The 24,580-nt window shown below is 75.2% G+C and carries 14 protein-coding genes; 10 read left to right on the top strand and 4 right to left on the bottom strand.

Features of this window, described 5'->3' with window-relative positions:
• Positions 1-38 precede the first annotated feature (38 nt).
• From ACFY07_RS21385 to ACFY07_RS21370, 4 genes are all read left to right on the top strand, one after another.
• Positions 39-2,045 carry an IucA/IucC family protein gene (locus tag ACFY07_RS21385; protein WP_390870603.1) on the top strand — a complete coding sequence of 669 codons (2,007 nt, stop codon included), beginning with the start codon at positions 39-41 and terminating at the stop codon, positions 2,043-2,045.
• Positions 2,042-2,716, top strand: a complete 675-nt coding sequence (locus ACFY07_RS21380; RefSeq protein WP_390870601.1) for a GNAT family N-acetyltransferase — start codon at positions 2,042-2,044, stop codon at positions 2,714-2,716. The genes ACFY07_RS21385 and ACFY07_RS21380 overlap by 4 nt, the downstream gene beginning before the upstream one ends.
• A 155-nt stretch (positions 2,717-2,871) precedes the next feature.
• A complete protein-coding gene (locus tag ACFY07_RS21375; protein WP_390870599.1) occupies positions 2,872-4,812 on the top strand; it encodes an IucA/IucC family protein in 1,941 nt (646 codons plus the stop codon).
• A gap of 12 nt (positions 4,813-4,824) precedes the next feature.
• The gene (locus tag ACFY07_RS21370; protein WP_390870598.1) at positions 4,825-6,996 is read left to right on the top strand and encodes an ATP-dependent DNA helicase; all 2,172 of its coding nucleotides are present in this window, start codon (positions 4,825-4,827) and stop codon (positions 6,994-6,996) included.
• 85 nt (positions 6,997-7,081) lie between these two features.
• Here ACFY07_RS21370 and lexA read toward each other — a convergent pair whose 3' ends face one another.
• Positions 7,082-7,867: a transcriptional repressor LexA gene (gene lexA, locus ACFY07_RS21365; RefSeq protein WP_390870695.1), complete on the bottom strand. Its 786-nt coding sequence runs from the start codon at positions 7,865-7,867 to the stop codon at positions 7,082-7,084.
• Positions 7,868-8,604: 737 nt separating this feature from the next.
• Here lexA and nrdR point away from each other — a divergent pair.
• Both nrdR and ACFY07_RS21355 read left to right on the top strand, forming a co-directional pair.
• Complete coding sequence (gene nrdR, locus ACFY07_RS21360; protein ID WP_390870596.1) at positions 8,605-9,102, top strand: transcriptional regulator NrdR; 498 nt, start codon at positions 8,605-8,607, stop codon at positions 9,100-9,102.
• A 100-nt stretch (positions 9,103-9,202) separates the two neighbouring features.
• Positions 9,203-12,085 carry a vitamin B12-dependent ribonucleotide reductase gene (locus ACFY07_RS21355; protein WP_390870594.1) on the top strand — a complete coding sequence of 961 codons (2,883 nt, stop codon included), beginning with the start codon at positions 9,203-9,205 and terminating at the stop codon, positions 12,083-12,085.
• 324 nt (positions 12,086-12,409) lie between these two features.
• On the opposite strand, the gene ACFY07_RS21350 is transcribed toward ACFY07_RS21355, so the two are convergent.
• Complete coding sequence (locus ACFY07_RS21350; protein WP_390870593.1) at positions 12,410-13,441, bottom strand: hypothetical protein; 1,032 nt, start codon at positions 13,439-13,441, stop codon at positions 12,410-12,412.
• A 585-nt stretch (positions 13,442-14,026) separates the two neighbouring features.
• Between ACFY07_RS21350 and ACFY07_RS21345 the strand changes: the two genes are divergently transcribed.
• The 4 genes from ACFY07_RS21345 to ACFY07_RS21330 all read left to right on the top strand — a co-directional run bounded on the left by ACFY07_RS21345 (position 14,027) and on the right by ACFY07_RS21330 (position 21,138).
• Positions 14,027-17,197 carry an Ig-like domain-containing protein gene (locus ACFY07_RS21345; protein ID WP_390870591.1) on the top strand — a complete coding sequence of 1,057 codons (3,171 nt, stop codon included), beginning with the start codon at positions 14,027-14,029 and terminating at the stop codon, positions 17,195-17,197.
• Positions 17,198-17,566: 369 nt separating this feature from the next.
• On the top strand, positions 17,567-19,066 hold the full coding sequence (locus ACFY07_RS21340) for a DUF4173 domain-containing protein (RefSeq protein ID WP_390870589.1): 1,500 nt from the start codon (positions 17,567-17,569) through the stop codon (positions 19,064-19,066).
• A 604-nt stretch (positions 19,067-19,670) separates the two neighbouring features.
• Entirely contained in the window at positions 19,671-20,354 is a 684-nt protein-coding gene (locus ACFY07_RS21335; RefSeq protein ID WP_390870588.1) for a ribonuclease HII, read from the top strand.
• A gap of 403 nt (positions 20,355-20,757) precedes the next feature.
• A complete protein-coding gene (locus ACFY07_RS21330) occupies positions 20,758-21,138 on the top strand; it encodes a hypothetical protein (RefSeq protein WP_308188957.1) in 381 nt (126 codons plus the stop codon).
• Positions 21,139-21,333: 195 nt separating this feature from the next.
• On the opposite strand, the gene ACFY07_RS21325 is transcribed toward ACFY07_RS21330, so the two are convergent.
• Positions 21,334-21,951: a hypothetical protein gene (locus tag ACFY07_RS21325; RefSeq protein ID WP_390870693.1), complete on the bottom strand. Its 618-nt coding sequence runs from the start codon at positions 21,949-21,951 to the stop codon at positions 21,334-21,336.
• 260 nt (positions 21,952-22,211) lie between these two features.
• Complete coding sequence (locus ACFY07_RS21320) at positions 22,212-24,470, bottom strand: DEAD/DEAH box helicase (RefSeq protein ID WP_390870586.1); 2,259 nt, start codon at positions 24,468-24,470, stop codon at positions 22,212-22,214.
• Between the last annotated feature and the right edge of the window lie 110 nt (positions 24,471-24,580).

Here is a 24,580-nt window from a genome sequence, read left to right as displayed (position 1 = left end):
CTACGCCGCTCGGAAACGCTGCCCAGCAGGAGGCGCCAGTGGACCCCGCCCTCACCGGCCCGAGCACCATCGTCCCCGTCCAGGCCGCCGACCCCGCCCGGGCCGCCGGCCCCGACCCGGCGGCCGCCCCCTGGCGGGCCGCCGCAGCCGCCCGCCCGGACGGTTCCGCCGGACCGGGCCGCCGCGCCCCGGCCGACGGGCCCGCCGCGCCCCCCAGGCCGGACCCGCTGCTCCACCCGGACCCTGACCTCGCCGCCGACCACGCCGCACTCGAGAGCCTGCTGCGCTGCTGGGTCCGCGAGACCGGCGTCGCCCCGCCGCCCGACGGCGTCCTCCGCATCCCGGTCGCGGCCGGCGCCGCCCGCCTGACCGCGCCGGTCCGCCACTGGTCGGCCGCCGGCTGGCACCGCTTCGGCCCCGCCCTGCTCGCCCCGGCCGCGGAGCACGAGGGCCACCGGGACGGCGGTGCCCCCGCCGGAGCCCCACGGGACGCCGTACCGGTCGACGCCGTCACCGCCGCCGCCCTGCTCACCCGGGAGGCCGGCCCCGCCTCCGCCGCGGACATCGCCGACCTCGCGGGCCGCGTCGCCGACTCGGTCCGCCGCACCGCCCGCTTCCTCGCCCACCGCCGCTCCGAGCCCGCCGCGGCGGCCCGCCCGCCCCTCCCCTTCCTGGAGGGCGAGCAGGCACTGCTGCTGGGGCACCCCCTCCACCCCACCCCCAAGAGCCGCGAGGGCATCGGGGGGGCGGAGGCCGACGCCTACTCCCCGGAGCTGCGGGGATCCTTCCGCCTCCACTGGTTCGCCGCCGACCGCGACCTGGCGGCCGCCGACTCCGCCCTGGCCGTCCCGGCGGCCCGCATCGCCGAGGACCTCCTCGGCGGCGCCGCGGTCCTGCCCCCGGGCACCGTCGCCCTGCCCCTGCACCCCTGGCAGGCGAAGGACCTGGCGCTGCGTCCCGCCGTCCGCGCCCTGCTCGACGAGGGCCGCCTGCACGACCTCGGCGCGCACGGCGACCCCTGGTACCCCACCTCCTCCGTCCGCACCGTCTGCCGCCCCGGCACCCCCTGGATGCTCAAGCTCTCCCTCGGCCTGCGGATCACCAACTCCCGCCGGGAGAACCTGCGCAAGGAGCTCCACCGGGGGGTGGAGGTCCACCGCCTGCTGGAGAGCGGACTCGCCGCGGAGTGGCACGCCCACCACCCCTGCTACGACATCGTCCGCGACCCGGCCTGGCTGGGCGTGGACATCCCCGGCCTGCCGCCCGGCACCGCCGGCGGCCTCGACACCGCCGTCCGCCTCCAGCCCTTCGGCCCCGCCGACCGGGTGCTGTGCGTCGCGGGCCTGGTCGCCGAGCGGCCGCTGCCCGACCCCGCCGCACCCGGGCGCGCCGCCGCCCCCTCCCTCCTCGCCGACCTGCTGCACGGCCTCGCCCGCCGCACCGGCCGCCCGCTCGCCACCGTCGCCGCCGAGTGGTTCCTGCGCTACCTCGACGCCGCCGTCCTGCCGGTGCTCTGGCTCGACGGACGCGCCGGGGTGGCCCTGGAGGCCCACCAGCAGAACAGCCTGGTGCTCCTCGACGCCGACGGCTGGCCCGCCGGCGGCCGCTACCGCGACAACCAGGGGTACTACTTCCGCAGCTCCCGTGCCGATGCCCTGGACGCCCGCCTGCCGGGCATCGGCACCCGGAGCGACACCTTCGTCGACGACCGGGTCGCCGACGAGCGCTTCGCCTACTACCTGGGCATCAACCACCTCCTCGGCCTGGTCGGCGCGTTCGGCTCCCAGCGGCTCGCCGACGAGCGCCTCCTCCTCGCCGCCCTGCGCCGCTTCCTCGCCGCCGACCGCACCGCCGCCACCGGCTCCACCCTCCCCGCACGGCTGCTGGACTCCCCGACGCTGCGCTGCAAGGCCAACCTCCTCACCCGGCTGCGGGGCATGGACGAACTGGTCGGGCCGGTCGAGACCCAGTCCGTCTACGTCACCGTCCCCAACCCGGTGGCCTGGGCGGGCTCCCCGCACCTCCTCCCCGGCGGCCCGGCATGACCGTCCCGTCCGGAGCGCCGGAGGGCACCCGGACCCGGGCACCGGGGGGCGCCCCGCCCGGGGGACTGCTCGGCGACCCCGGGCGCCTGCCCGCCGCGGACACCCCGGCGGGCCGGTTCCGCCTCCGCCCGGTCCGCCTGCCCGACGACCTCCCGATGCTCGCCGCGTGGATGAACGACCCGGCGGTCGCCGCTTTCTGGGAGCTCGACGGCCCCCCGGAGACCACCGCCGACCACGTCGGCGCCCAGCTCGCCGGCGACGGGCGCAGCGTCCCCTGCGTCGGCGTCCTCGACGGGCGGCCCGTGAGCTACTGGGAGCTCTACCGGGCCGACCTCGACCCGCTGGCCCTGCACTACCCGGCCCGGCCGCACGACACCGGCCTCCACCTCCTCCTCGGTCCCGCCGACACCCGCGGCAGGGGGCTGGGCGGCCTCCTGATCGGGGCGGTCGCCGACCTCGTCCTGCGGGCCCTGCCGCACTGCACCCGGGTCGTCGCCGAGCCGGACGTCCGCAACGCCGCCTCCGTCGCCGCCTTCCGCGCCGCGGGCTTCCGCCGGGCCGCCGACCTGGACCTCCCGGGGAAGCGCGCCGCCCTCATGGTCCGCGACCGCTCCCCGCAGCCGGCCCCGCCGGTTCCGCCCGCCCGCCGCTCCCCGGCGGATCCCCCCTGACCGCCCCCGGCGGTCCTCCCGTCCGCCGTCCCCGCCCGTACCCGCACCCGCGGCCCTTCCCGCGCCCCGCGGCCGACCGGACCACCGTCCACGGCCGGCGGCCCCCACCCCGGACCACCGTCCCCGCACCCCCGGTCCCCGACCAGGAGCCCACCGTGCAGAAGTCCCCTGCCCGTCCCTCCGCCCCCGAAGGCCCCCTCCACCTCCCCCCGCACCTCGCCCCCGGGCCCTGGCGGCAGGCCTGCCGCGGCCTGGCGGCCAAGATGATCGCCGAGTTCAGCTACGAGGAGCTGTTCGCCCCGCAGCCCCTCGCCCCCGGCACCCCTGCCGCACCCCCCGGCACCCCCGCCCTGCCCTACCGGCTCGCCCTCCCCGGCGGCGACTACCGCTTCACCGCCCGCCGCGGCGCGTACGGGAGCTGGCGGGTCGACCCGGAGAGCGTCACCGCGCCGGACGGCGCCGACCCCGACCCGGTCCGGCTCCTCCACGCGGCCCGCCACGCACTCGGCATCAGCGGCGACACCGCGGGCCACCTCGTCCGCGAGCTCACCGCCACCCTGGCCGCCGACGCCCACCACGCCGCCCACCCCCTCACCGCCGCCCGGCTCGCCGACCTGGACCACGCCGACCTGGAGGGCCGTCAGACCGGCCACCCCTGGATCGTCCCCAGCAAGGGCCGCCTCGGCTTCTCCGCCGCCGACACCGCCCGCTGGGCCCCCGAGTCCCGCAACCCCCAGCGACTCCCGTGGATCGCCGTCCACACCCGCCTCGCCGCCTACCGGGGCACCGCGGGCCTCGACACCCCCGACCGCCTCTACGACGCGGAGCTCGACCCCGACGTCCGCGAGGCCTTCCGGCGGACCCTCCTCGCCCGCGGCGCCGACCCCGACGACCACCTGCTCCTGCCCGTCCACCCCTGGCAGTGGGACGAGACCGTCGTCCCCCTCTTCGCGCCCTCGATCGCCGCCGGGGACATCATCCCCCTCACCACCGACAACGACCTCCGGCTGCCCCAGCAGTCGATCCGCACCTTCCTCAACGCCAGCCGGCCCGACCGGCACCACGTCAAGCTCCCGCTCTCCATCCTCAACACGCTGGTGTGGCGCGGCCTGCCCACCGAGCGGACCCTCGCGGCCCCCGCCGTGACCGCCTGGGTCCACTCCCTGCGCGACCGCGACCCCTTCCTGCGCGACGAGTGCCGGGTCGTCCTGCTCGGCGAGGTCGCCTCCGTCACGGTGGAGCACCCGGTGTACGGCGACCTCCCCGAGGCGCCCTACCAGTACAAGGAGCTCCTCGGCGCGATCTGGCGCGAGCCGCTCACCCGCCACCTGGACCCGGGCGAGCGCGCCCGCACCCTGGCCGCGCTCCTGCAGACCGGCTGCGACGGCCGCCCGCTCACCGCCGAGCTGGTCGCCCGCTCCGGCCTCGCCGCCCGGGACTGGCTGCGCCGCCTGTTCGCCGTGATGCTGCCGCCCCTGCTGCACTTCCTCTACCGGTACGGCACCGTCTTCTCCCCGCACGGCGAGAACGCCGTCGTGCTCTTCGACGAGCGCGACGTCCCGGTGCGCCTCGCGGTCAAGGACTTCGTCGACGACGTCAACGTCAGCGACCGGCCGCTGCCGGAGCTCGCGGACATGCCCGCCGACGTCGCCGCCGTGCTGCTGCGCGAACGCCCCGACTTCCTCTGCCAGTTCATCCACTCCGGGCTCTTCGTCGGCGTCTACCGCTACCTCGCCCCCCTGGTGGAGGCCCACCTCGGCGTGCCCGAGGAGGAGTTCTGGGGCATGGTCCGCGAGGAGGTCCTCGCGTACCAGCGGCGCTTCCCCGGCGCGGCCGACCGCTTCGCCCTCTTCGACCTGCTCACCCCCCGCATCGAACGGCTCTGCCTCAACCGCAACCGCCTGCTGCTCGACGGCTACCGCGACCGGCCGCAGCGGCCGCACGCCGCCGTCCACGGCACCGTGCCCAACCCGCTGCACCGCCCCGCACCGCCGGCCCCGCACCCGGCCCCGCACCCGGCCCCGCACCGGTCCGCGCGCCCGGCCGCGCCCGCCCGGTCCGCCGGGGGCCGCCCCGCTGTCGGCGGCGCCCCGTAGTCTGGTCGCGCCATGACGAACGACACCTCCACCCCGACGCCGGGCCCGCAGACCCCCGGTCCCCGGGCCGACGCCCCCGACCCGGCGGACGGCGGAGCCGTCCCGCCCGTCGCGGACGACGCCTCCGTCCACGCCGTGCCCGACGCCGAGCGCGCCCGCGTCCGGGAGCTCCTCCACGCCGCGGTCACCGCCGTCGGCGGCGTGGAGCGCCCCGGCCAGGTGCGGATGGCCGAGGCCGTCGCCGACGCGGTCGCCACCGGCGAGCACCTGCTGGTCCAGGCCGGCACCGGCACCGGCAAGTCCCTCGCCTACCTGGTGCCCGCCCTGGCGCACGGGGACCGGGTCGTCGTCGCCACGGCGACCCTCGCGCTCCAGCGCCAGCTGGTCGAGCGGGACCTCCCGCGGACCGTGGAGGCGCTGCGTCCGCTGCTGCGGCGCACGCCGCAGTTCGCGATGCTCAAGGGCCGCTCCAACTACCTCTGCCTGCACCGGGCCAACGAGGGCACCCCCAGCGACGAGGGCGAGGGCCTCTTCGACCCCGCGGAGGCCCTGGGCGGCCCCAGCAGCAAGCTGGGGAAGGACATCCTGCGGCTGCGCGACTGGGCGGACGAGACGGAGACCGGCGACCGGGACGACCTCACCCCCGGCGTCTCCGACAAGGCGTGGGCGCAGATGGCGGTCACCTCCAAGGAGTGCCTGGGCGCGTCGCGCTGCCCCTACGGCCAGGACTGCTTCGCGGAGAAGGCCCGCGAGCGCGCCAAGGCGGCCGACGTGGTGGTCACCAACCACGCGCTGCTGGCCATCGACTCCATCGAGGGCGCCCCCATCCTCCCCGAGCACGAGCTGCTCATCGTCGACGAGGCCCACGAGCTGGTCTCCCGGGTCACCGGCGTCGCCACCGCGGAGCTCACCGCGGCCGCCGTCAACCGCACGGTCAAGCGGGCCGCCCGGCTCGCCAACGAGAAGGCCGTGGACGCCCTCCAGGCGGCCGCGGAGAACTACCACGGCCTGATGGAGGTCGCCCAGCCCGGCCGGGTGGAGGAGCTGCCGGAGAACCTCGCCTACGCGGTGGCGGCGATCCGGGAGGCGTGCCGGGCGGTCATCACCTCGCTCGGCGAGGTCCGGGACAAGGGCGTCTCCGACGAGGACGCCGTGCGCAAGCAGACCCTGGCCTCCGCCGAGTCCCTGCACGAGACCGCGGACCGCCTCCTGGAGGAGTCGCCCTACGACGTGGTCTGGATCGAGCGCAGCGACCGCTTCGGGATGGGGGCCGCCTCGCTGCGGGTCGCCCCGCTCACCGTCTCGGGCCTGCTGCGGGAGAACCTCTACGCCGAGCGCTCCGTGGTGCTGACCTCGGCCACCCTCAAGCTCGGCGGCGACTTCGGCGGGGTCGCGGCCTCGGTCGGCCTGCCGCCGGAGGGCCGCCTGCCGGAGGAGCGCCGCACGGACGAGCCGGAGCGGGACCGCGGCGAGGGCGCCCCGCCGGTCTGGCGCGGACTCGACGTGGGTTCGCCGTTCTCCTATCCCAAGCAGGGCATCCTCTACGTGGCGAGGCACCTTCCGCCGCCGGGCCGCGAGCCCGACCGGCCGGAGATGCTGGACGAGCTGGCCGACCTCATCGGCGCGGCCGGCGGCCGCACCCTCGGCCTCTTCTCCTCCATGCGGGCCGCCCAGGCGGCGGCGGAGGCGCTCCGGGAGCGGCTGGACCACCCGATCCTGCTCCAGGGCGAGGACACCCTGGGCGAGCTCATCCGGGCCTTCGCCTCCGACGCGGAGACCTGCCTCTTCGGCACCCTCTCGCTCTGGCAGGGAGTGGACGTGCCCGGCTCCGCGTGCCAGCTGGTGGTCATGGACAGGATCCCCTTCCCCCGGCCGGACGACCCGCTGATGAGCGCCCGGCAGAAGGCCGTGGAGGAGGCCGGCGGCAACGGCTTCATGGCGGTCGCGGCCACGCACGCGGCCCTGCTGATGGCCCAGGGCGCGGGCCGGCTGGTGCGGGCGGCCGACGACAGGGGAGTGGTCGCCGTCCTCGACCCGCGGCTTGCGACGGCGCGGTACGGCGGATTCTTCCGCTCCTCCATGCCGGACTTCTGGTACACCACCGACCGCAATCAGGTGCGGCGCTCCCTGGCGGCCGTCAATTCCTCCGCGCCCCCGCCCCGGGCGGTCGCGAAGCGGAAATAGCCGGGCCCGGCGGAAAGGCCGGAGCCGCGTGCCCTGCTCCCGGAGGAGAGGGCGCGCGGCTCCGCGGGCGGCCGGACGGGTCGTCTCAGATTCGGCGCAGGACCGCCACGACCTTGCCGAGAATGGTCGCGCTGTCGCCGGGAATCGGCTTGTAGGCGGCGTTGTGCGGCAGGAGCCAGATGTGGCCGTCCTCGCGCTTGAGGCGCTTCACGGTGGCCTCGCCGTCGATCATCGCCGCGACGATGTCGCCGTTCTCGGCGACCGGCTGGCGGCGCACGGTGACCCAGTCGCCGTCGCAGATGGCGGCCTCGATCATCGAGTCGCCGCTCACCTTGAGGGCGAACAGCTCCCCGTCGCCGACCAGCTGGCGGGGCAGCGGGAAGACGTCCTCGACCGTCTGCTCCGCGAGGATGGGGCCGCCTGCGGCGATCCGGCCGACCAGCGGTACGTACGAGGTGGACGGACGGCCCGCGTTGTCCGCGGTGTTCGGCCGGGCCACCTCGACGCCGCGCACCTCGTAGGCGCGGGGGCGGTGCGGGTCGCGGCGCAGGAACCCCTTGCGCTCCAGCGCCATGAGCTGGTGGGCGACCGACGAGGTGCTGGAGAGCCCGACGGCCTGGCCGATCTCCCGCATGCTGGGCGGATATCCGCGGCGCTGGACGGAATCCCGGATCACCTCGATCACCCGGCGCTGGCGGTCGGTCAGGCCCGATTCGTCGGTGCGGATTCCGGGCGGCCGGCCCGGAAGCGACCGGGTGGGGACGTCATGGCCGCCCGGCAGCGCGGCGTCCTGTGCGGCGGCGTGCTCGACGGGCTGGTCGGGAACGAGGCCCGATCCGGCGGCGCGGCGGTCTTCCTGATTCTGGTCCATGGATTTCTGGGAGCGTTCCTGCACCGGGACGGTGCTGCTTTCTGCGGTGGTCACGGCGGCCCCTCTCGACGGAAGTTCTCCCTGAACAGGCCAACGGTAGTTCCTATCGAAAGGTTGCGCCAAACACACGTTCGAGTGAATTTACAGCGAGTCGGCTGACTTGATCAAGCATTTCGGTGTAAGGGGCTATACGAGCACGTGTTCGACATGATCAGTCTAGTGGCCCCGGGCCGTGCATCGCAGCCCCTCCGCCGCGGCACCCGTGCTTCCCCTCCGCGGCACCCGTGCTTCCCCTCCGGGGCGGACCAGGACGCCTTTCCGCGACACCCGTCCGCGACACCCGTCCGCGTCACCCTTCCGGGCGCCGTCCGGAAGGGGCGTCCCCGCCCCCGCGGCCCCTCCGGCAGGCCCCTCCCGCCGGTCCCCGCGCATGCCCGGCCCGCCCCTCCGGGCGGCCGTCCGGGTGACCTTCCCCGCGGCCCCCGCGGGCCCTCGGCGACCGCTCGGCGCTGACCAGCGCCGATTGCGGGCGGTGAGCCGGGCGCTACCGACACGCCACCCGTACGCGTGCAGCGGACACCACATCTTGTGGCTAGAGTGATGCCCGAGCCCACAGGTTGTGGTCCCCCGGGGATCACGCCCTCCGGGCGTCGCCTACACTTGTCGCTGCTCCGGGGGGGTCGTCACCCGTCCTCCCGGTGTCGGTGATGCCCGCTGACGAAGGAAGGGAGCCCCCCGTGCACTGCCCCTTCTGCAGGCACTCCGACAGCCGTGTGGTCGACAGCCGCACCACCGACGACGGCACCGCCATCCGGCGGCGCCGGCAGTGCCCCGACTGCAACCGGCGCTTCACCACCGTGGAGACCGCGACCCTGATGGTGATCAAGCGGAGCGGGGTCACCGAGCCCTTCAGCCGCGACAAGGTCATCTCCGGTGTCCGCAAGGCGTGCCAGGGGCGCCCCGTCACCGAGGACGCCCTCGCGCTCCTCGGGCAGCGGGTCGAGGAGTGCGTGCGCTCCAGCGGCAGTGCCGAACTGTCCACCCACGACGTGGGACTGGCCATACTCGGCCCGCTGAAGGAGCTGGACGTCGTCGCCTACCTGAGGTTCGCCTCGGTGTACCGGGCGTACGACTCCCTCGAGGACTTCGAGGCCGCCATCGCGGAACTCCGCGACGAGCGGCCCCCCGCGGCGGAGGGGGGCGCCCCCGTGCCCGCCCCCGCCCCCGCGCCCTGACCCCAGGGCGCCCCCGGCCCCGTGCGGGCCCACCTGATGCGAGAGGCAGTGCCCCGGGAAGTTGCGGGGCACGCAGGGCGTTTGCCCAGGAGGAGGAGAAGTGACCGAGACGACGAGCGGCTCCGCACGCGGTTCACGCGCCAAGGGCACCGGCAAGGGCGCCGCCAGGCCCGGCCGGGGCCTGCGGATCGAGCGCATCCACACCACCCCGGGCGTCCACCCCTACGACGAGGTGACCTGGGAGCGCCGGGACGTCGTCATGACCAACTGGCGTGACGGCTCGGTCAACTTCGAGCAGCGCGGCGTGGAGTTCCCCGACTCCTGGTCCGTCAACGCGGTCAACATCGTCACCAGCAAGTACTTCCGCGGCGCCGTCGGCACCCCGCAGCGGGAGTGGAGCCTCAAGCAGATCATCGACCGCGTGGTGAGGACCTACCGCGCCGCCGGCGAGGAGAACGGCTACTTCGCCACCCCCGCCGACGCCGAGATCTTCGAGCACGAGCTGACCTACGCCCTCCTCCACCAGGTCTTCAGCTTCAACTCGCCGGTCTGGTTCAACGTCGGCACTCCCCAGCCCCAGCAGGTCAGCGCCTGCTTCATCCTGGCCGTCGACGACTCCATGGAGTCGATCCTCGACTGGTACAAGGAAGAGGGCATGATCTTCAAGGGCGGCTCCGGCGCCGGCCTGAACCTCTCCCGCATCCGCTCCAGCAAGGAGCTCCTCACCTCCGGCGGCAACGCCTCCGGCCCCGTCTCCTTCATGCGCGGCGCCGACGCCTCCGCCGGCACCATCAAGTCCGGCGGCGCCACCCGCCGCGCGGCCAAGATGGTCGTGCTGGACGTCGACCACCCCGACGTCGAGGCCTTCATCGACACCAAGGTGAAGGAGGAGGAGAAGATCCGCGCGCTGCGCGACGCGGGCTTCGACATGGACCTCGGCGGCGACGACATCACGTCCGTCCAGTACCAGAACGCCAACAACTCGGTCCGCGTCTCCGACGAGTTCATGAAGGCCGTCGAGACCGGCGGCGAGTTCGGCCTGCGCGCCCGCCTCACCGGCGAGGTCATCGAGACCGTCGACGCCAAGAAGCTCTTCCGCAAGATGGCCGAGGCCGCCTGGGCCTGCGCCGACCCGGGCATCCAGTACGACTCCGTGATCAACCACTGGCACACCTGCCCGGAGTCCGGCCGCATCAACGCGTCCAACCCCTGCAGCGAGTACATGCACCTGGACAACTCCTCGTGCAACCTCGCCTCGCTCAACCTCATGAAGTTCCTCCGCGACGACGACACGTTCGACGCCGAGCGCTTCGCCAAGGTCGTCGAGCTCGTCATCACCGCGATGGACATCTCCATCTGCTTCGCCGACTTCCCCACCGAGAAGATCGGCGAGACCACCCGCGCCTTCCGCCAGCTCGGCATCGGCTACGCCAACCTCGGCGCCCTGCTCATGGCCACCGGCCACGCGTACGACTCCGAGGGCGGCCGCGCCCTGGCCGGCGCCATCACCTCGCTGATGACCGGCACCGCCTACCGCCGCTCCGCCGAGCTCGCCGCCATCGTCGGCCCCTACGACGGCTACGCCCGCAACGCCGAGCCGCACCAGCGCGTCATGCGCCAGCACGCCGAGGCCAACACCGCGGCCACCCGCATGGACGACCTGGACACCCCCGTCTGGGCCGCCGCCACCGAGGCCTGGCAGGACGTCCTGCGCCTCGGCGCCGAGAACGGCTTCCGCAACGCCCAGGCGTCCGTGCTCGCCCCCACCGGCACCATCGGCCTGATGATGGACTGCGACACCACCGGCGTCGAGCCCGACCTGGCCCTGGTCAAGTTCAAGAAGCTCGTCGGCGGCGGCTCGATGCAGATCGTGAACAACACGGTCCCGCGCGCCCTGGCCCGCCTCGGCTACCACCCCGAGCAGGTCGAGGCGATCGTCGCCCACATCGCCGAGCACGGCAACGTCGTCGACGCCCCGGGCCTCAAGCCCGAGCACTACGAGGTCTTCGACTGCGCCATGGGTGAGCGCGCCATCTCCCCGATGGGCCACGTCCGGATGATGTCCGCGATCCAGCCGTGGATCTCCGGCGCCATCAGCAAGACCGTCAACATGCCGGAGAGCGCCACCGTCGAAGAGGTCGAGGAGATCTACTTCGAGGCGTGGAAGCTCGGCGTCAAGGCGCTCGCCATCTACCGCGACAACTGCAAGGTCGGCCAGCCCCTCTCGGCCAAGACCAAGAGCAGCGACGCGAAGGCCGCCGAGAAGCCGGCCGCCTCGGTCGAGAAGGTCGTCGAGTACCGCCCGGTCCGCAAGCGCCTCCCGAAGGGGCGCCCGGGGATCACCACCTCCTTCACGGTGGGCGGTGCCGAGGGCTACATGACGGCCAACTCCTACCCGGACGACGGCCTCGGCGAGGTCTTCCTCAAGATGTCCAAGCAGGGCTCGACCCTCGCGGGCATGATGGACGCCTTCTCCATCGCCGTCTCCGTCGGCATGCAGTACGGGGTCCCGCTGGAGACCTACGTCTCCAAGTTCACCAACATGCGGTTCGAGCCGGCCGGCCTGACCGACGACCCGGACGTGCGGATGGCGCAGTCGATCGTCGACTACATCTTCCGCCGCCTCGCGCTGGACTTCCTGCCCTTCGAGACCCGCTCCGCCCTCGGCATCCACTCCGCCGAGGAGCGCCAGCGGCACCTGGAGACCGGCTCCTACGAGCCGGCCGAGGAGGAGGACGTGGACGTCGAGGGCCTGGCCCAGTCCGCGCCCCGGGAGAAGTCCCGGCCCGCCGACGTGCCCGCCACGCCCCGGGCTGCCGCCCAGCCGGTGCCGGTGCAGGTCCACTCCTCCACCGAGCTGGTCGAGGCGCAGCAGGGCCTGAACGCCGACGCCCCGCTCTGCTTCTCCTGCGGCACGAAGATGCGCCGCGCCGGCTCCTGCTACCTCTGCGAGGGCTGCGGCTCGACCAGCGGCTGCAGCTGACAGCGGCCGTCCTCGATGTGTCCCCCCGCCCGAGGTCTCGGGTGAAGCCGTGACACGGGCGGCATGAGCCGCATGCGGCCGGACAGTGTGCCCCCCGGAGTGGTCATCTCCGGGGGGCACGCTGCGCTGTCCCGGCCTGCCCGCCGGTCATGCCGACCCGGAGTCGCTGTTCCAGCTGTCCGCCGCCACGTGCGCTGCCTCGCGCATCCCACCTGCCGGTCGCCGGTAGCGGCCTCCGGCGCCCTGACGGGAGCACCGTTCAGCCGTCCGTCCCCAGCGGTGGTCCTCCGGCTCGCTGGAGAGGGCCGGAGGACCACCGCGGGCTCACTGCATGTTCTCGAGGTGGGGATGGTCGAAGGACGTGGGGCAGATGTAGATCTGCAGGGTGTAACCGCGGCCGATCTGGACCATCGGGGGGTTGGACGGATGCCTGATCCCGACAGGACCGGTGTGGTCGCGGTCCTCGAGCGGAATCCAGCTGCCGCTTCCGCCGTCCCATTCCCCCGAGTCGACGGTCAGAAGGGGCCAGCGTTCCGAGCCGCAGGTCCCGCAGTTCATGGGTGACGGGTCGCGGAAGCTCCACGGGCCCCACCCGCCGACCTTCCAGCCGGGGGCAACGCTGTGCTCGTTCTGGTAGTACGTGCTGCCGTGGTGGCCGTCGTCCTCCGGGTGCAGCCCTGCCCACGCGTTGCGCCCCCAGGCGCTGAGGCGTCTGCCGAGTTCGTCGGGAAGCTCGTGGGACGCCGGGTACTCGGTGACGACCTCCGGGTGCAGCACGCAGGGCTCGGGCACGTAGTTGCCGTAGTGGTCGACGTCGAGCGGGACGGGCGGCCGGGCGAGCACCTCGCGGACGTCGGCGGAGTCCCGCCAGAAAAGGCGGGCCGCGGGTATGCCCTCCGCGTGGTCGAGCGGGCACCACAGTATCTGGAGGACATCTGCTCCTTCGGGTCCGGAGAGTCCCGGGATGTCGCGCAGGTAGAGCTGTGCGACCGGGAGGAGCGGATTCGGCTCGTGGTGCGGAGGGTGTCCTTCTCTGAGCTTGTCCATGTGCGCCCGCTGCTCTGCCGTGAGGAGGTTCTCCCCCGGGGACCGCGGCCGGAGCCATGCGGCTTCCAGCAGGTCGCGGTACCGGCGGATGTCCTCCAGTGAGACCGGCCGGTCCCAGTGTCCGTGTTCGTCACTGCATGCGGGCCAGTCCTCGTCGGCAGGCCAGAGCAGCGGGCCGCCGACCGAGCTCTCGTGGATCGTGGGCCGGCCGGGGCGGGGGTGCAGGCGAACGGCCTGCCGTGCCAGCGGCCCCAGCTCGGGGAACACGGTGGCGACGTCGATCGGCCGGGGTGGAGTGGTCCTCGCCATCTGAGCTCCTTCAACTCACCTGCAAGCGATCGGCGGACTCTATCCCCACGCCATGACACATCCATCGACAGCCGGGCCGGGGCGAGGGGACACCGCGGGTGCACGAGGCCGATTCCTGACGTGGTTCCGGCCGGGCCGCAGAGCCCTTGGACCTGGGACGCAGCGATCCCCCTGGAGGAGGCCGAAAGGCGGGGGCGCCCCCGGGACGGCCAGGTCCAGCCGATCCCCTGCACGGACCGGACGTCGTCCGGCCCCGTGCGGGCGGCACCCCGATCCACCGCGGTCGGGGGGCCGCCCCGCCCCCGTTCCCGGCCCCGTTCCCGCCCCCGTTCCCGGCCCCGGCCGGGCCCCGGGGCCGCGGGCCCGGCGTCCTGCGCCGACCTCCCCGTGCCGGCGCTGGGGGGCGCCCGCCGCGCGGGGGCCGCAAGCGGCGGTCCGGTACCCGTTCGTGGGCGGTGCGCGCACGGAATGTGGGGAATCCGTGGACGGCGCGGGCGGGAGCCGGTAGAACCGGTAGCCGGAGTCCGCCGCGACCCCCGCGCCGACGGGGCGTCAGGGCACGGCGGCGCGTGCCGGGGGGTCGGCGTGGGGCGCACGAAGAGGCTGGCCGTCGTGATGGCGGCCGTACTGGCGGCGGTGACCGCGGCGGCGGGGGCGGGCAGGACGGCGGCCCCCGGTGCGGGGAGGACGGCGGCGGGCAGGACGGCGGCCGCCGCGGCGGCCGCCGACACGGCGGTCCTGGGCGCGACCACGCCCGGTTCCCGGACCGACAGCGGCGACGCGAACTACATGAACGCGACGCGCTACGTCACGGGGGCGTCCGGGGGCACCGTGACCAGCATGAGCGTGTACGTGGGCGCGGTGAGCGCCGCCCCCCGCAACCAGTTCCAGGTCGCGCTCTACAGCGACAACGCCAACGCGCCGGGCACGCTGATCGCGAAGAGCGCCTCCGCCGCGCTCACCGCGAACAGCTGGAACACCGTCGCCGTCTCCGCGACGGTGAAGCCCAACACCGCCTACTGGCTGGCCTACAACACCAACGCGTCCAGCTCGACCGCCAACAACATGACGTACGACAGCGGCGGCCGCAGCGCCTACGCCACGGGCGGCACGGCCTTCGGCACGTGGCCCTCGGGCTTCGGCAACCCCGCCTACCAGTCGGTGTCCTTCGCCGTCCGCGCCACCTACACGGTGGACACCACCCCGCCCCCGGACCCCGGCCCGGGCTCCGGCAGCGGGGGGCCGATCCTGGTCATCGCCTCCGCGGCCAACCCCTACTCGCGCTACTACGGCGAGATCCTCACCGCCGAGGGCGTCCCGTACTTCAAGGTCCTGGACATCGCGCAGGTGACCTCCACGACCCTGGCCGGCTACGACGTCGCCCTGCTCGGCGAGATGCCCCTGACCCAGGCGCAGGCGGCCATGCTGGGCGACTGGACGACCGGCGGCGGGAAGCTCGTCGCCATGCGCCCCGACAAGAAGCTGGCGCCGCTGCTCGGGATCGCGGACGCGGGCGCGGTCCGCTCCGACGCCTACCTGAAGATCGACACCTCCTCGGGTCCGGGCGCGGGCATCACGGGCGCGACCATGCAGTACCACGGCGCCGCCGACCGCTACACGCTCGACGGCGCGACCGCCGTCGCCACCCTGTACGGGGACGCCACGACGGCGACCACCGACCCGGCGGTGACGCTGCGCGGCGTCGGCTCCTCCGGCGGCCAGGCGGCGGCGTTCACCTACGACCTGGCGAAGTCCGTGGTCCAGACCCGGCAGGGCAACATCGCCTGGGCCGGCCAGCAGCGCGACTCCACGGACGGCTACGAGGCCGGCGAGATGTTCTTCGGCACCAACGGCCAGCCCGACTGGAACAACCTCGACAAGGCGATCATCCCGATCGCCGACGAACAGCAGCGGCTGCTGGTGAACCTGATCACGCAGATGGACCGCCCGCGCAAGCCGCTGCCCCGCTTCTGGTACTTCCCCCGCGACGTGAAGGCCGTGGTGGTGATGACCGGCGACGACCACGGCATCGGCGGCACCGCCGGCCGCTGGGACGGCTACATCGCGCAGAGCCCGTCCGGCTGCGACGTCGCGGCCTGGCAGTGCGTCCGCGGGTCGTCGTACCTCTACACCAGCGGGCCCATGACCGCGGCGCAGGCCAAGGCCTACACCGACCAGGGCTTCGAGGTGGGCGTGCACGTCACCACCGACTGCCGGCCGTGGGGCGCGGCCTCCGCGCTGTCGGGCCTCTACCAGGACCAGCTCGGCGCCTGGAAGGCCAAGTACCCGGCCCTGCCGGGCCCGTCCAGCAGCCGCACCCACTGCGTGGAGTGGGACGACTGGGCGACCCAGCCCAAGGTGAAGAAGGCGAACGGCATCCGTCTGGACACGGACTACTACTACTATCCGGCGTCCTTCACGAAGAACCGGCCGGGGTTCTTCAACGGCACCGGCGAGATCATGCGCTTCGCCGACGAGGACGGCAGCGTCATCGACACCTACCAGGCCACCACGCAGATGACCGACGAGTCGGGCCAGACCTACCCGTACACCGTCGACACCCTGCTGGACGCCGCCTACGGCTCGCAGGGGTACTACGCCGCGCTGACCGCCAACATCCACACCGACTTCGCCGCGTCCGCGGCCTCCGACGCCATCATCGCCTCGGCGAAGGCCCACGGGGTCCCGGTGGTCTCCGGCCGCCAGATGCTGACCTGGCTGGACACCCGCAACAACTCGACCTTCACCAACCTCGCCTGGCAGAACGGCAGGCTGACCTTCGACGTGGCGGGCGGCGCCAACGGGCTGCGCGGCATGGTCCCGGCCTCCTCGGCCGGCGGCAGCCTCGCCGGCATCACGTTCGGGGGCGCCCCGGTCCCGTACCTGACCGACACCGTCAAGGGCGTGCAGTACGCCTTCTTCGACGCGAAGCCGGGCTCCTACACGGCCGCCTACGGCCAGGACACCACCCCGCCCTCGGTCACCTCCACCGCTCCGGCGGACGGCGCCAAGGACGTCGCCCTCACCACGGCGGTCCGGGTGGGATTCGACGAGCCCGTGGACCCGGCCACCGTCACGGGCTCCACCGTCACCCTGCGCACCGCGGCCGGCGCGGCCGTGCCCGCCGCGGTGGCCTGGGACGCCGCCGCGAACGCTGCGGTGCTGACGCCCGCACGGCAGCTCACCGCCGACACGGCCTACACCCTGACGGTGCAGCAGATCAAGGACACCGCCGGGAACGCCATGGCGTCCCCCTTCACGGCCGGCTTCACCACCGGGGGCGTCCCGCTGCAGACCCTCGGCAGCACCCAGGCCGGCAGCCAGCTCGACGACGGCAACGCCAACCACATGAACGGCAGCAAGGTCACCACCGGGGCCGCCGCCGTGTCGCTGAAGTCGATGTCGGTCTACGTCGGCAGCGTCAGCGCGGCGCCCGCCGACAGGTACCAGCTGGCCGTCTACACCGACAACGCCGGGTCGCCCGGCACCCTGGTCGCCTCCACGGCGACCGGCACCCTCACCGCCAACACCTGGAACACCCTGCCGGTCACCGCCACGCTCGGCGCGAACACCACCTACTGGCTGATGTACAACACCAACGGCGCCGACGGGACGTCGAACAACATGCGGTACAGCGCAGGGAGCGCCGGGCAGGGCGCCTACAGCGCGGGCGGCGTCGCCTTCGGCAACTGGCCCGCGTCCTTCGGCAGCTCGGTCAAGGCCGCTGCGGCCTACTCCCTGTACGCCTCCTACTGACCCCTGCCGGAGCCTCCTCCGGCGCCGGGCCCTTCGTCACAGGATGTCGACAGAAGGGCCCGGCGGCCCTCCGGGGCGGTGACCCCCATGATCGGGAGCCCTACAGTTCCGTCCACGCCGAGGCCGTCCGGGCCCTGGTAAGGCCGAGGGGGCATCATGTCGGACACCGCACCGGCTGCCGGGGCGCCTGGAGCAGGCGGCGGGAACGGCGTGCCCGCGACGCCCGCCACCGGCGGCTCCGCCGCCGTGGCACGCCCGGGGACCGGGACCGGGCCGGGAGGTCCGCCGCCGCACGGGACGGCGGCGGCCGGGGCGGCCCCGGGGGCGGCTGCCGGGGGTGCCCCGCCCGCGCCGTGGGCCGTACCGCGGGTGACGCCCGCCTGGAAGAAGGCGGTGCGGCCGCAGGGCGGGCCGGCCCCGGCGGGCCCCTGGGTGCTCGGAGCGGTGCTGCTCACGGGCCTGCTGTCGACCCTGCTGCTCGGTTCCGGCATCGGCCCGGGCCTGCTGCTGGTGGCGTCGGCCGCCGCCGGCGGGGCCGCGGCGGCCGCACGGGCCGCCCGGCGGCGGGCCAGACCCTGGACGCTGGCCTGGGCCGCCACGGCGCTGCTGCTGCTCGCGGTCCCCGCGCTGAGCGAGGCGGGGTGGCCGGTCTTCCTCGCCCTGGCGGGTGCGCTGGCGGCGGGTTCGCTCGCCCTGCACGGCGGGCGCCGCTGGGCGGGCGTCCTGCTGGGGGCGGCCGGCCTGCTCCTCGCCGTGGCGCCGGGGGCGGCCTGGGTCTGGGAGGGGCTGCGTGCGCGTTCGCTGCCGGCCCGTGACCGGTGGTGGCCGGTCCTGCGTGCGGCCGGGCTCGCCCTGGTGCTGCTCCTGGTCTTCGGTGGGCTGTTCGCCGGCGCCGACGCGGCCTTCGCCGACCTGCTGAGCGGGGTGGTGCCCAGCGTGCCGGTGGCCGAGGTGCCGCTGCGCGTGCTGCTCTTCGGCGGCGGTGCGGCCCTGGCCCTGGCCGCCGCGAGGACCGCTGCGTCCCCGCGGCGCTGGGACCGGCTGCCCGTCAGTCCCGCCAGGCCGCGCGGACTGCTGGAGTGGGCGCTGCCGCTGGTCGTCCTCGACGTGCTCTTCGCGGTCTTCATCGGCGTGCAGCTGGTGGTGCTCTTCGGCGGCTACGCGGCGGTGCTGCACTCCACCGGCCTGACCTACGCCCAGTACGCCCGCCAGGGCTTCTGGCAGCTGCTGTGCGTCACGGTGCTCACCCTGGCCGTGGTGGCGGCCGCCCACCGCCGGGCGCCCCGCGCCACCCGCCGCGACACCGTGCTCGCGCGCTGCCTGCTCGGCGCGCTCTGCCTCCTCACGGTGGTCGTGGTCGCCTCCGCGCTGCGCAGGATGCAGCTCTACGTGGACGCCTACGGGCTGACGCAGCTGCGGGTCTGGGTGGGGGCGGTCGAGATCTGGCTCGGTGTGGTCCTCCTGCTGCTGATGGCGGCGGGACTCCTGCGATCGGGGCGCTGGCTCCCCCGGGCGGTGGTGCTCAGCGCGGCGGTCGGCGTCCTGGCGTACGGCCTGGCCTCGCCCGACGCGCTGGTCGCCCGGCAGAACGTCTCCCGCTTCGACCGGACCGGCCGGATCGACCTGGACTACCTGCGCCTGCTCTCCGCCGACGCCGTCCCCGCCCTGGACCGCCTGCCGGAGCCCCAGCGCAGCTGCGCCCTGGAGGAGGTCGCGGGGACGCTGGAGCGCGAGTCGCCCCCCTGGTACGCGACCAGCCTGAGCGAGGCCAGGGCGCGCGCCCTGCTGCGGGACCACCCGCTGGTCGATCCCGAGGACGCCTGCGACCGGGCCGGACAGCCCGTGGACGACAGGCGCATCGGGTACTAGGCACGCCTGCCGGCTGCCGGCTGCCGGCTGCCGCCTGCCGCCGGGTGCCTGTTGCCGGAGGCCGGGCGCGGAGGGGACCCCCTCCGCGCCCGGCGAGCCGCCGACCTGCCGGATCGCGTTGAGCAGGCCGGAGGCCGCGCCGGTCTCCCGCGGCGCCACCCCGGAGACCGCGATCAGCATCAGCGGGACGAAGATGCAGCCCGTGCCGAGGCCGAGGAGCACCGTCGGCCCGAGACCCCCGCGGGGCAGCCGCCGGCCGCCGTCGTCCGGGTCGGCCGCAGCAGGCCCGTGGTGACCGGCAGCGCACCGGCCGCCATGAACGGCTCGGGGCCGGTCCGGGCCTGGAGGCGGGAGGAGGTCCGCGCCGCCGTGATGGCCGACGCGCTGATCGGGAGGAAGGCCGCGCCGGCCCTGAGCGGGCTGTGGCCCGGGGTCGAGGCGGCCCGCTGCCCGAGGACTGCGCGGACCAGGTGGTGGACCGGGTGGTGGACCGGGTACTGCTGCCGGTGGTCCGCTCCCTCCCCTGAGCCCCCGGGCGCCCCGGGAGCCCCGTCCGTCCCGGGGAAGCCGCTGCGGCCCTCGGGGCCCGCGCTAGTCTGGGCGGGTGCCGTACGAACCCCCGACCCACAGCGTGGAGCGCTCGCTCCGCCGCGCCGGCGCCGCCGTGGTGGCGGGCGTCGACGAGGTGGGCCGAGGCGCCTGGGCCGGCCCCGTCACGGTGTGCGCCGCCGTCACCGGCCTGCGCCGCCCGCCGGAGGGGCTGACCGACTCCAAACTGCTCACCCCGCGCCGCCGCACCGAGCTGTCGGGCGTGCTGGCCGGGTGGGTCACCGCCCACGCGCTCGGGCACGCCTCCGCCGAGGAGTGCGACGCGCTCGGCATGACCGCGGCGCTGCGGCTGGCCGCGGTGCGCGCCCTCGAGGGGCTGCCGGTCCGTCCCGACGCCGTGATCCTGGACGGGAGCCACGACTACCTGGGCGGACCGTGGAAGGTGCGCACCGTGGTCAAGGGCGACCAGAAGTGCGTCTCCGTGGCTGCGGCCTCCGTGCTCGCCAAGGTCCACCGCGACGCCGCGATGGCGGAACTCGGCGCGGACCTCCCCGTGTACGGCTTCGCCGACAACGCGGGCTACCCCTCCCCGGTGCACCGGGCCGCCCTCGCCGAGCACGGGCCCAGTCCGTGGCATCGCCTGTCCTGGTCCTACCTGGACGCCCTGCCCGCCTGGCGCCACCTGAAGAAGGTCCGGGCGCCCGCCCGGGACCAGGGGCAGCTGGCGCTCGACATCTGACGTCCCGTCGGGTGGCCGGGGGGGGGCGTGCCCCGCCGCCTTACCACCTGCTCCCGTGGCCCCGACAGGAGGGGCCCTGGTGCGCGCCGCACCTGCATTTGATAGACATCCCGGTATGCCTGTCTTCCCCGAGGAGCCGGAGATTCACGAGAGCATCCCGGGCCCCGGCGTTCCCTTCCCCCGCGAGTCGGACGCAGTAGCCCCCCGTACGCCCGCAGCGGCCACCGCCGCTCCGGCGTCCCCCGCCAGCACGGCACCGGCCCCCGCGCCGGTTCCCCGACCGGCCCCGCCCCGCCCCGCGCCACCGCGCGGCGACCGGCCGGGCCCGCGGAACACCCGCATCCCCAAGCCCGGCCCCGCCGCACGGCGCCCCGCGGCACCCTCCGCCCCGGAGGTCGAGCTGGTGCAGGCCACCGCGCAGACCGCCCTGGAGTGTGCCGACGAGGCGGTGGACCGCCTGCTGGAGGCCGGCCGGGCCCCCGGCGACATCCTGGTCCTCACCACCGGCGAGGCCCACCCCTGGCAGCAGCACGAGGTGTCCTTCGGCGAGGACCGCTACTGGGCCCAGCTGGAGGAGGGCGGCGACGTCTTCTACGCCGAGGCCCGTGCCGCCCGCCAGGCCCGCCGCGAGGTCGTGGTGATCGCCGCCAACGGCGCGCCCGAGCAGACCGCGAAGGTGCTGTCCGGCGCCCTGGGCAGGGCCCGGTCGCTGGTCGTGGCCTGCGGCGACACCGTTCAGCTGCGCGCCCTCGTGGACGGCGTGCGGCAGCCCGCCCACGCCTGAGGGCCGTACCGTGCTTCGGAGCGCGGGGGCCCGGCCGTACCGCGGCCGGGCCCCCGCGGCGGTGTTCTCCGGCCCGCGCCGTTCCCCGTCCGCCCGTCTCCCGTCCCTCTGGTCACGCGTTCGGCTGCGTGCCGACCGCTTGCCGATCGCCTGCCAGCCCGGGTGCGGGCCCGGCAGGGCGGCCTGCGGCCGGGGTCAGCGGGCGGCGGTACGGCGCACCGGCCCTGCGGGGCCGTGGGCCCACTCCGGACCGTCGTGCCCCGTGAGCCCGTCCGGCACCGGCCCGTCGTACCCGGCGAGCCCGTCGTGCACCGTCAGCCCCGGGACGGCGGGCGGCCCCCCGTAGGCCCATGATCCGGCGTGCGGGGTGCGGCCGCGGCGGCCGTCGCCGAGGACCTGCCATCCCTGCCGGGTCAGGGTGATGACGGAGCCGCACCGCAGGCCGTGCAGCCCGGCGGCGTCGCGCAGCCCCCACATCCAGGCGCCGTCCTGGGGGGTCCAGCCCCCGTCGCCCTCGCGGCACAGCATCAGCACCGCGGTCCGCGAGGGAGCGGTCCGGCGGAGGTCGTGCGGCACGATGCGCCGCAGGTGGGCGAGGAGCGCGTTGCGGTGCTGCCAGCCGTCGCCGCTGCTGGGCCTGGGCGTGAACGACGCCGAGCCGACCAGCCGGTGCAGCGCGTCCAGGACTCCCACCACGACCGTCCCCGGAGGGGGCAGGTGGCGCTGGTGGAGATCGGCGACGAAGGCACGGGGGTCCCGCAGGAGCGGTGCACCCAGGGCGGACCACGCCTCCAGGTCGAGCGTGCGGCTCATCGGGGAGGGCGTGAGGCCGCGGCCTATGCCGTCGATCACGTTCCTCCTTCCGCATGCTCTCGCGGTGTGCGGGTGTGCGCGCACGCCGGAAGCCGGGCCCGAGGGGCCGGAGTCAGGGGACGCTCCCCAATTGTCACGTCCCACCGGCACGAGCGGCAATGATGAAATGACGAACGCTGCCCGTTACCCCATGCTCTGCCGGATATATTCCACCTCGCACGGGGAGGTCATGCCGACCGGGGCCGTCCTTCGGCGCCCGGTCACGCCTGGACCGCCAGCACCAGCGGCAGCACCCCCTCCGCGCCGGCCCGCCGCAGCAGCCTGGCCGCCACCGTGATCGTCCACCCGGTGTCGGACAGGTCGTCCACCAGCAGGACGGGACCTCCCGCGGCCGCCAGCGCGGAGGCCAGCTCCGGAGGGACCACGAAGGCGTCGTGCAGGGCCCGCAGCCGCTGGGCGCTGTTGCTGCGCGCCCCGCGCGGCGGCCCGGCGGGCCCGTACTCGACCCGGCCCAGCAGCGGCAGCCGCCCGACTCCCGCGATCCGGGCGCCCAGGCTCTCCACCAGCTGCGGGCGGGTGGCCGAGGCCACGGTCACCACGCCCACCGGGCGCGCCGCGCCCCCGCCCGGCGCCGCCCATCCGCCCGGGCCGCGCGCCCAGTCGGCCAGCACGGTCACCATCGCGTCCACCACCTCGGCCGGGACCGGCCCGTCCGGCGCCCCGGGCGCCAGCAGCGCCCGCAGCCGGGTGCCCCAGCCGATGTCCGAGAGGCGGCCCAGCGCCCGGCCGGTGGACGCCTGCTCCTCCGGGGCGATGCGGCCCTTGAGGGCGATCCCCACGGCCTCCATCCCCGTCGGCCACATCCGGCGCGGTTCCACCTCCACCCCGGGCCTGCCGAGCGCCGCCCGTGCCGCCTCCAGCGCCTCCGCCGAGACCTCGGGGGAGTGGCGGGGGCCCGCGCAGACGTCGCAGCGGCCGCAGGGGGCCGCCTGCTCGTCGTCCAGCCGACGGCGCAGGAACTCCATCCGGCAGCCGCCGGCCGCCGCGTACTCCCGCATCGCCTGCTGCTCGCTCTCGCGGGCCTCGGCGACCCGGGCGTAGCGCTCGGCGTCGTACGCCCAGCTGCGGCCGGTCGCCGTCCAGCCGCCCCGGACCCGGCGCACCGCGCCGTCCACGTCCAGGACCTTGAGCATCGTCTCCAGGCGGGTCCGGCGCAGGTCGACCCGGCTCTCCAGGGCCGCGGTCGAGACCGGCCGGTCGGCCTGCGCCAGGACGTCGAGGGTGCGCCGGACCTGCTCCTCCGGGGGGAAGGCCAACGAGGCGAAGTAGCGCCAGATCGCCTCGTCCTCCCGCCCGGGCAGCAGCAGCGCCTCGGCCCGGTCCACGCCGCGGCCCGCCCGCCCGACCTGCTGGTAGTAGGCGATGGGGGAGCTGGGCGAGCCCAGGTGGACCACGAAGCCCAGGTCCGGCTTGTCGAACCCCATGCCCAGGGCGGAGGTGGCGACCAGCGCCTTGACCCGGTTGTCGAGCAGGTCCGCCTCGGCCGCGCGGCGCTCGGCGTCCTCGGTGCGGCCGGAGTAGGAGGCGACCGTGTGCCCCCGCTGCCGCAGGAAGGCGGTGACCTCGTCCGCCGCGGCCACGGTCAGGGTGTAGACGATCCCGGAACCGGGCAGCTCGTCCAGGTGGTCGGCCAGCCAGGCCAGCCGGTGGGCGGGGTCGGGGAGCTGCAGGACGCCCAGGGTGAGGCTCTCCCGGTCCAGCGGGCCGCGCAGCACCAGCGCCCCGCCGTCGCCGTCGTCCGATGCGCTCTCGCCCGTCGCGCCGCCCCCCGGCGTGCCGGTGCCCAGCTGTTCGGCGACGTCCGCGGTGACCCGGGCGTTCGCCGTGGCGGTGGTGGCCAGGACGGGGACGCCCGGCGTCAGCTCGGCCAGCATCGTGCGCAGCCGGCGGTAGTCGGGGCGGAAGTCGTGGCCCCAGTCGGAGATGCAGTGCGCCTCGTCCACCACCAGCAGACCGGTGGAGGCCGCCAGCTTCGGGAGGACCTGGTCCCGGAAGTCGGGGTTGTTGAGCCGTTCGGGGCTCACCAGCAGGACGTCCACCTCGCCGGCCGCCACCTCGGCCTGCACGGTGTCCCACTCGTCGATGTTCGCGGAGTTGATGGTGCGGGCCCGGATGCCCGCGCGGGCGGCGGAGTCGATCTGGTTGCGCATGAGGGCGAGCAGGGGGGAGACGATCACTGTCGGGCCCGACCCGCGCTCGCGCAGCAGGGCGGTCGCCACGAAGTACACCGCGGACTTCCCCCACCCGGTCCGCTGGACCACCAGGGCCCGGCGGCGGTCGACGACCAGGGCCTCGATGGCCCGCCACTGGTCCTCGCGCAGCCGCGCCCGGTCGCCGGCCAGCCGACGCAGCACCTCGTCCGCGCGCTCGCGGACGGCCGCACGGTCGGGGGAGGTCCGGTCGGACCGGTCGGAGGAGCCCGAGGGGCCGGGGGGCGGGGTGGTCGGATGCGCGTCCATGCCCCCATACAACCCCGCCCCGCCGACATCCGGCCAATGCCGCCCCGGACCTGTGCACAACCGGCCCCCCGACGGCGGCCACCGGACCGGCGCGCCGGACCGGGCCCGCG

This window comes from Streptomyces sp. NPDC001380 (assembly GCF_042895785.1).
Lineage (GTDB): Bacteria > Actinomycetota > Actinomycetes > Streptomycetales > Streptomycetaceae > Peterkaempfera.
Note: the sequence above shows the minus strand (reverse complement) of the source record. Positions and strands in the feature narration are given on the sequence as shown.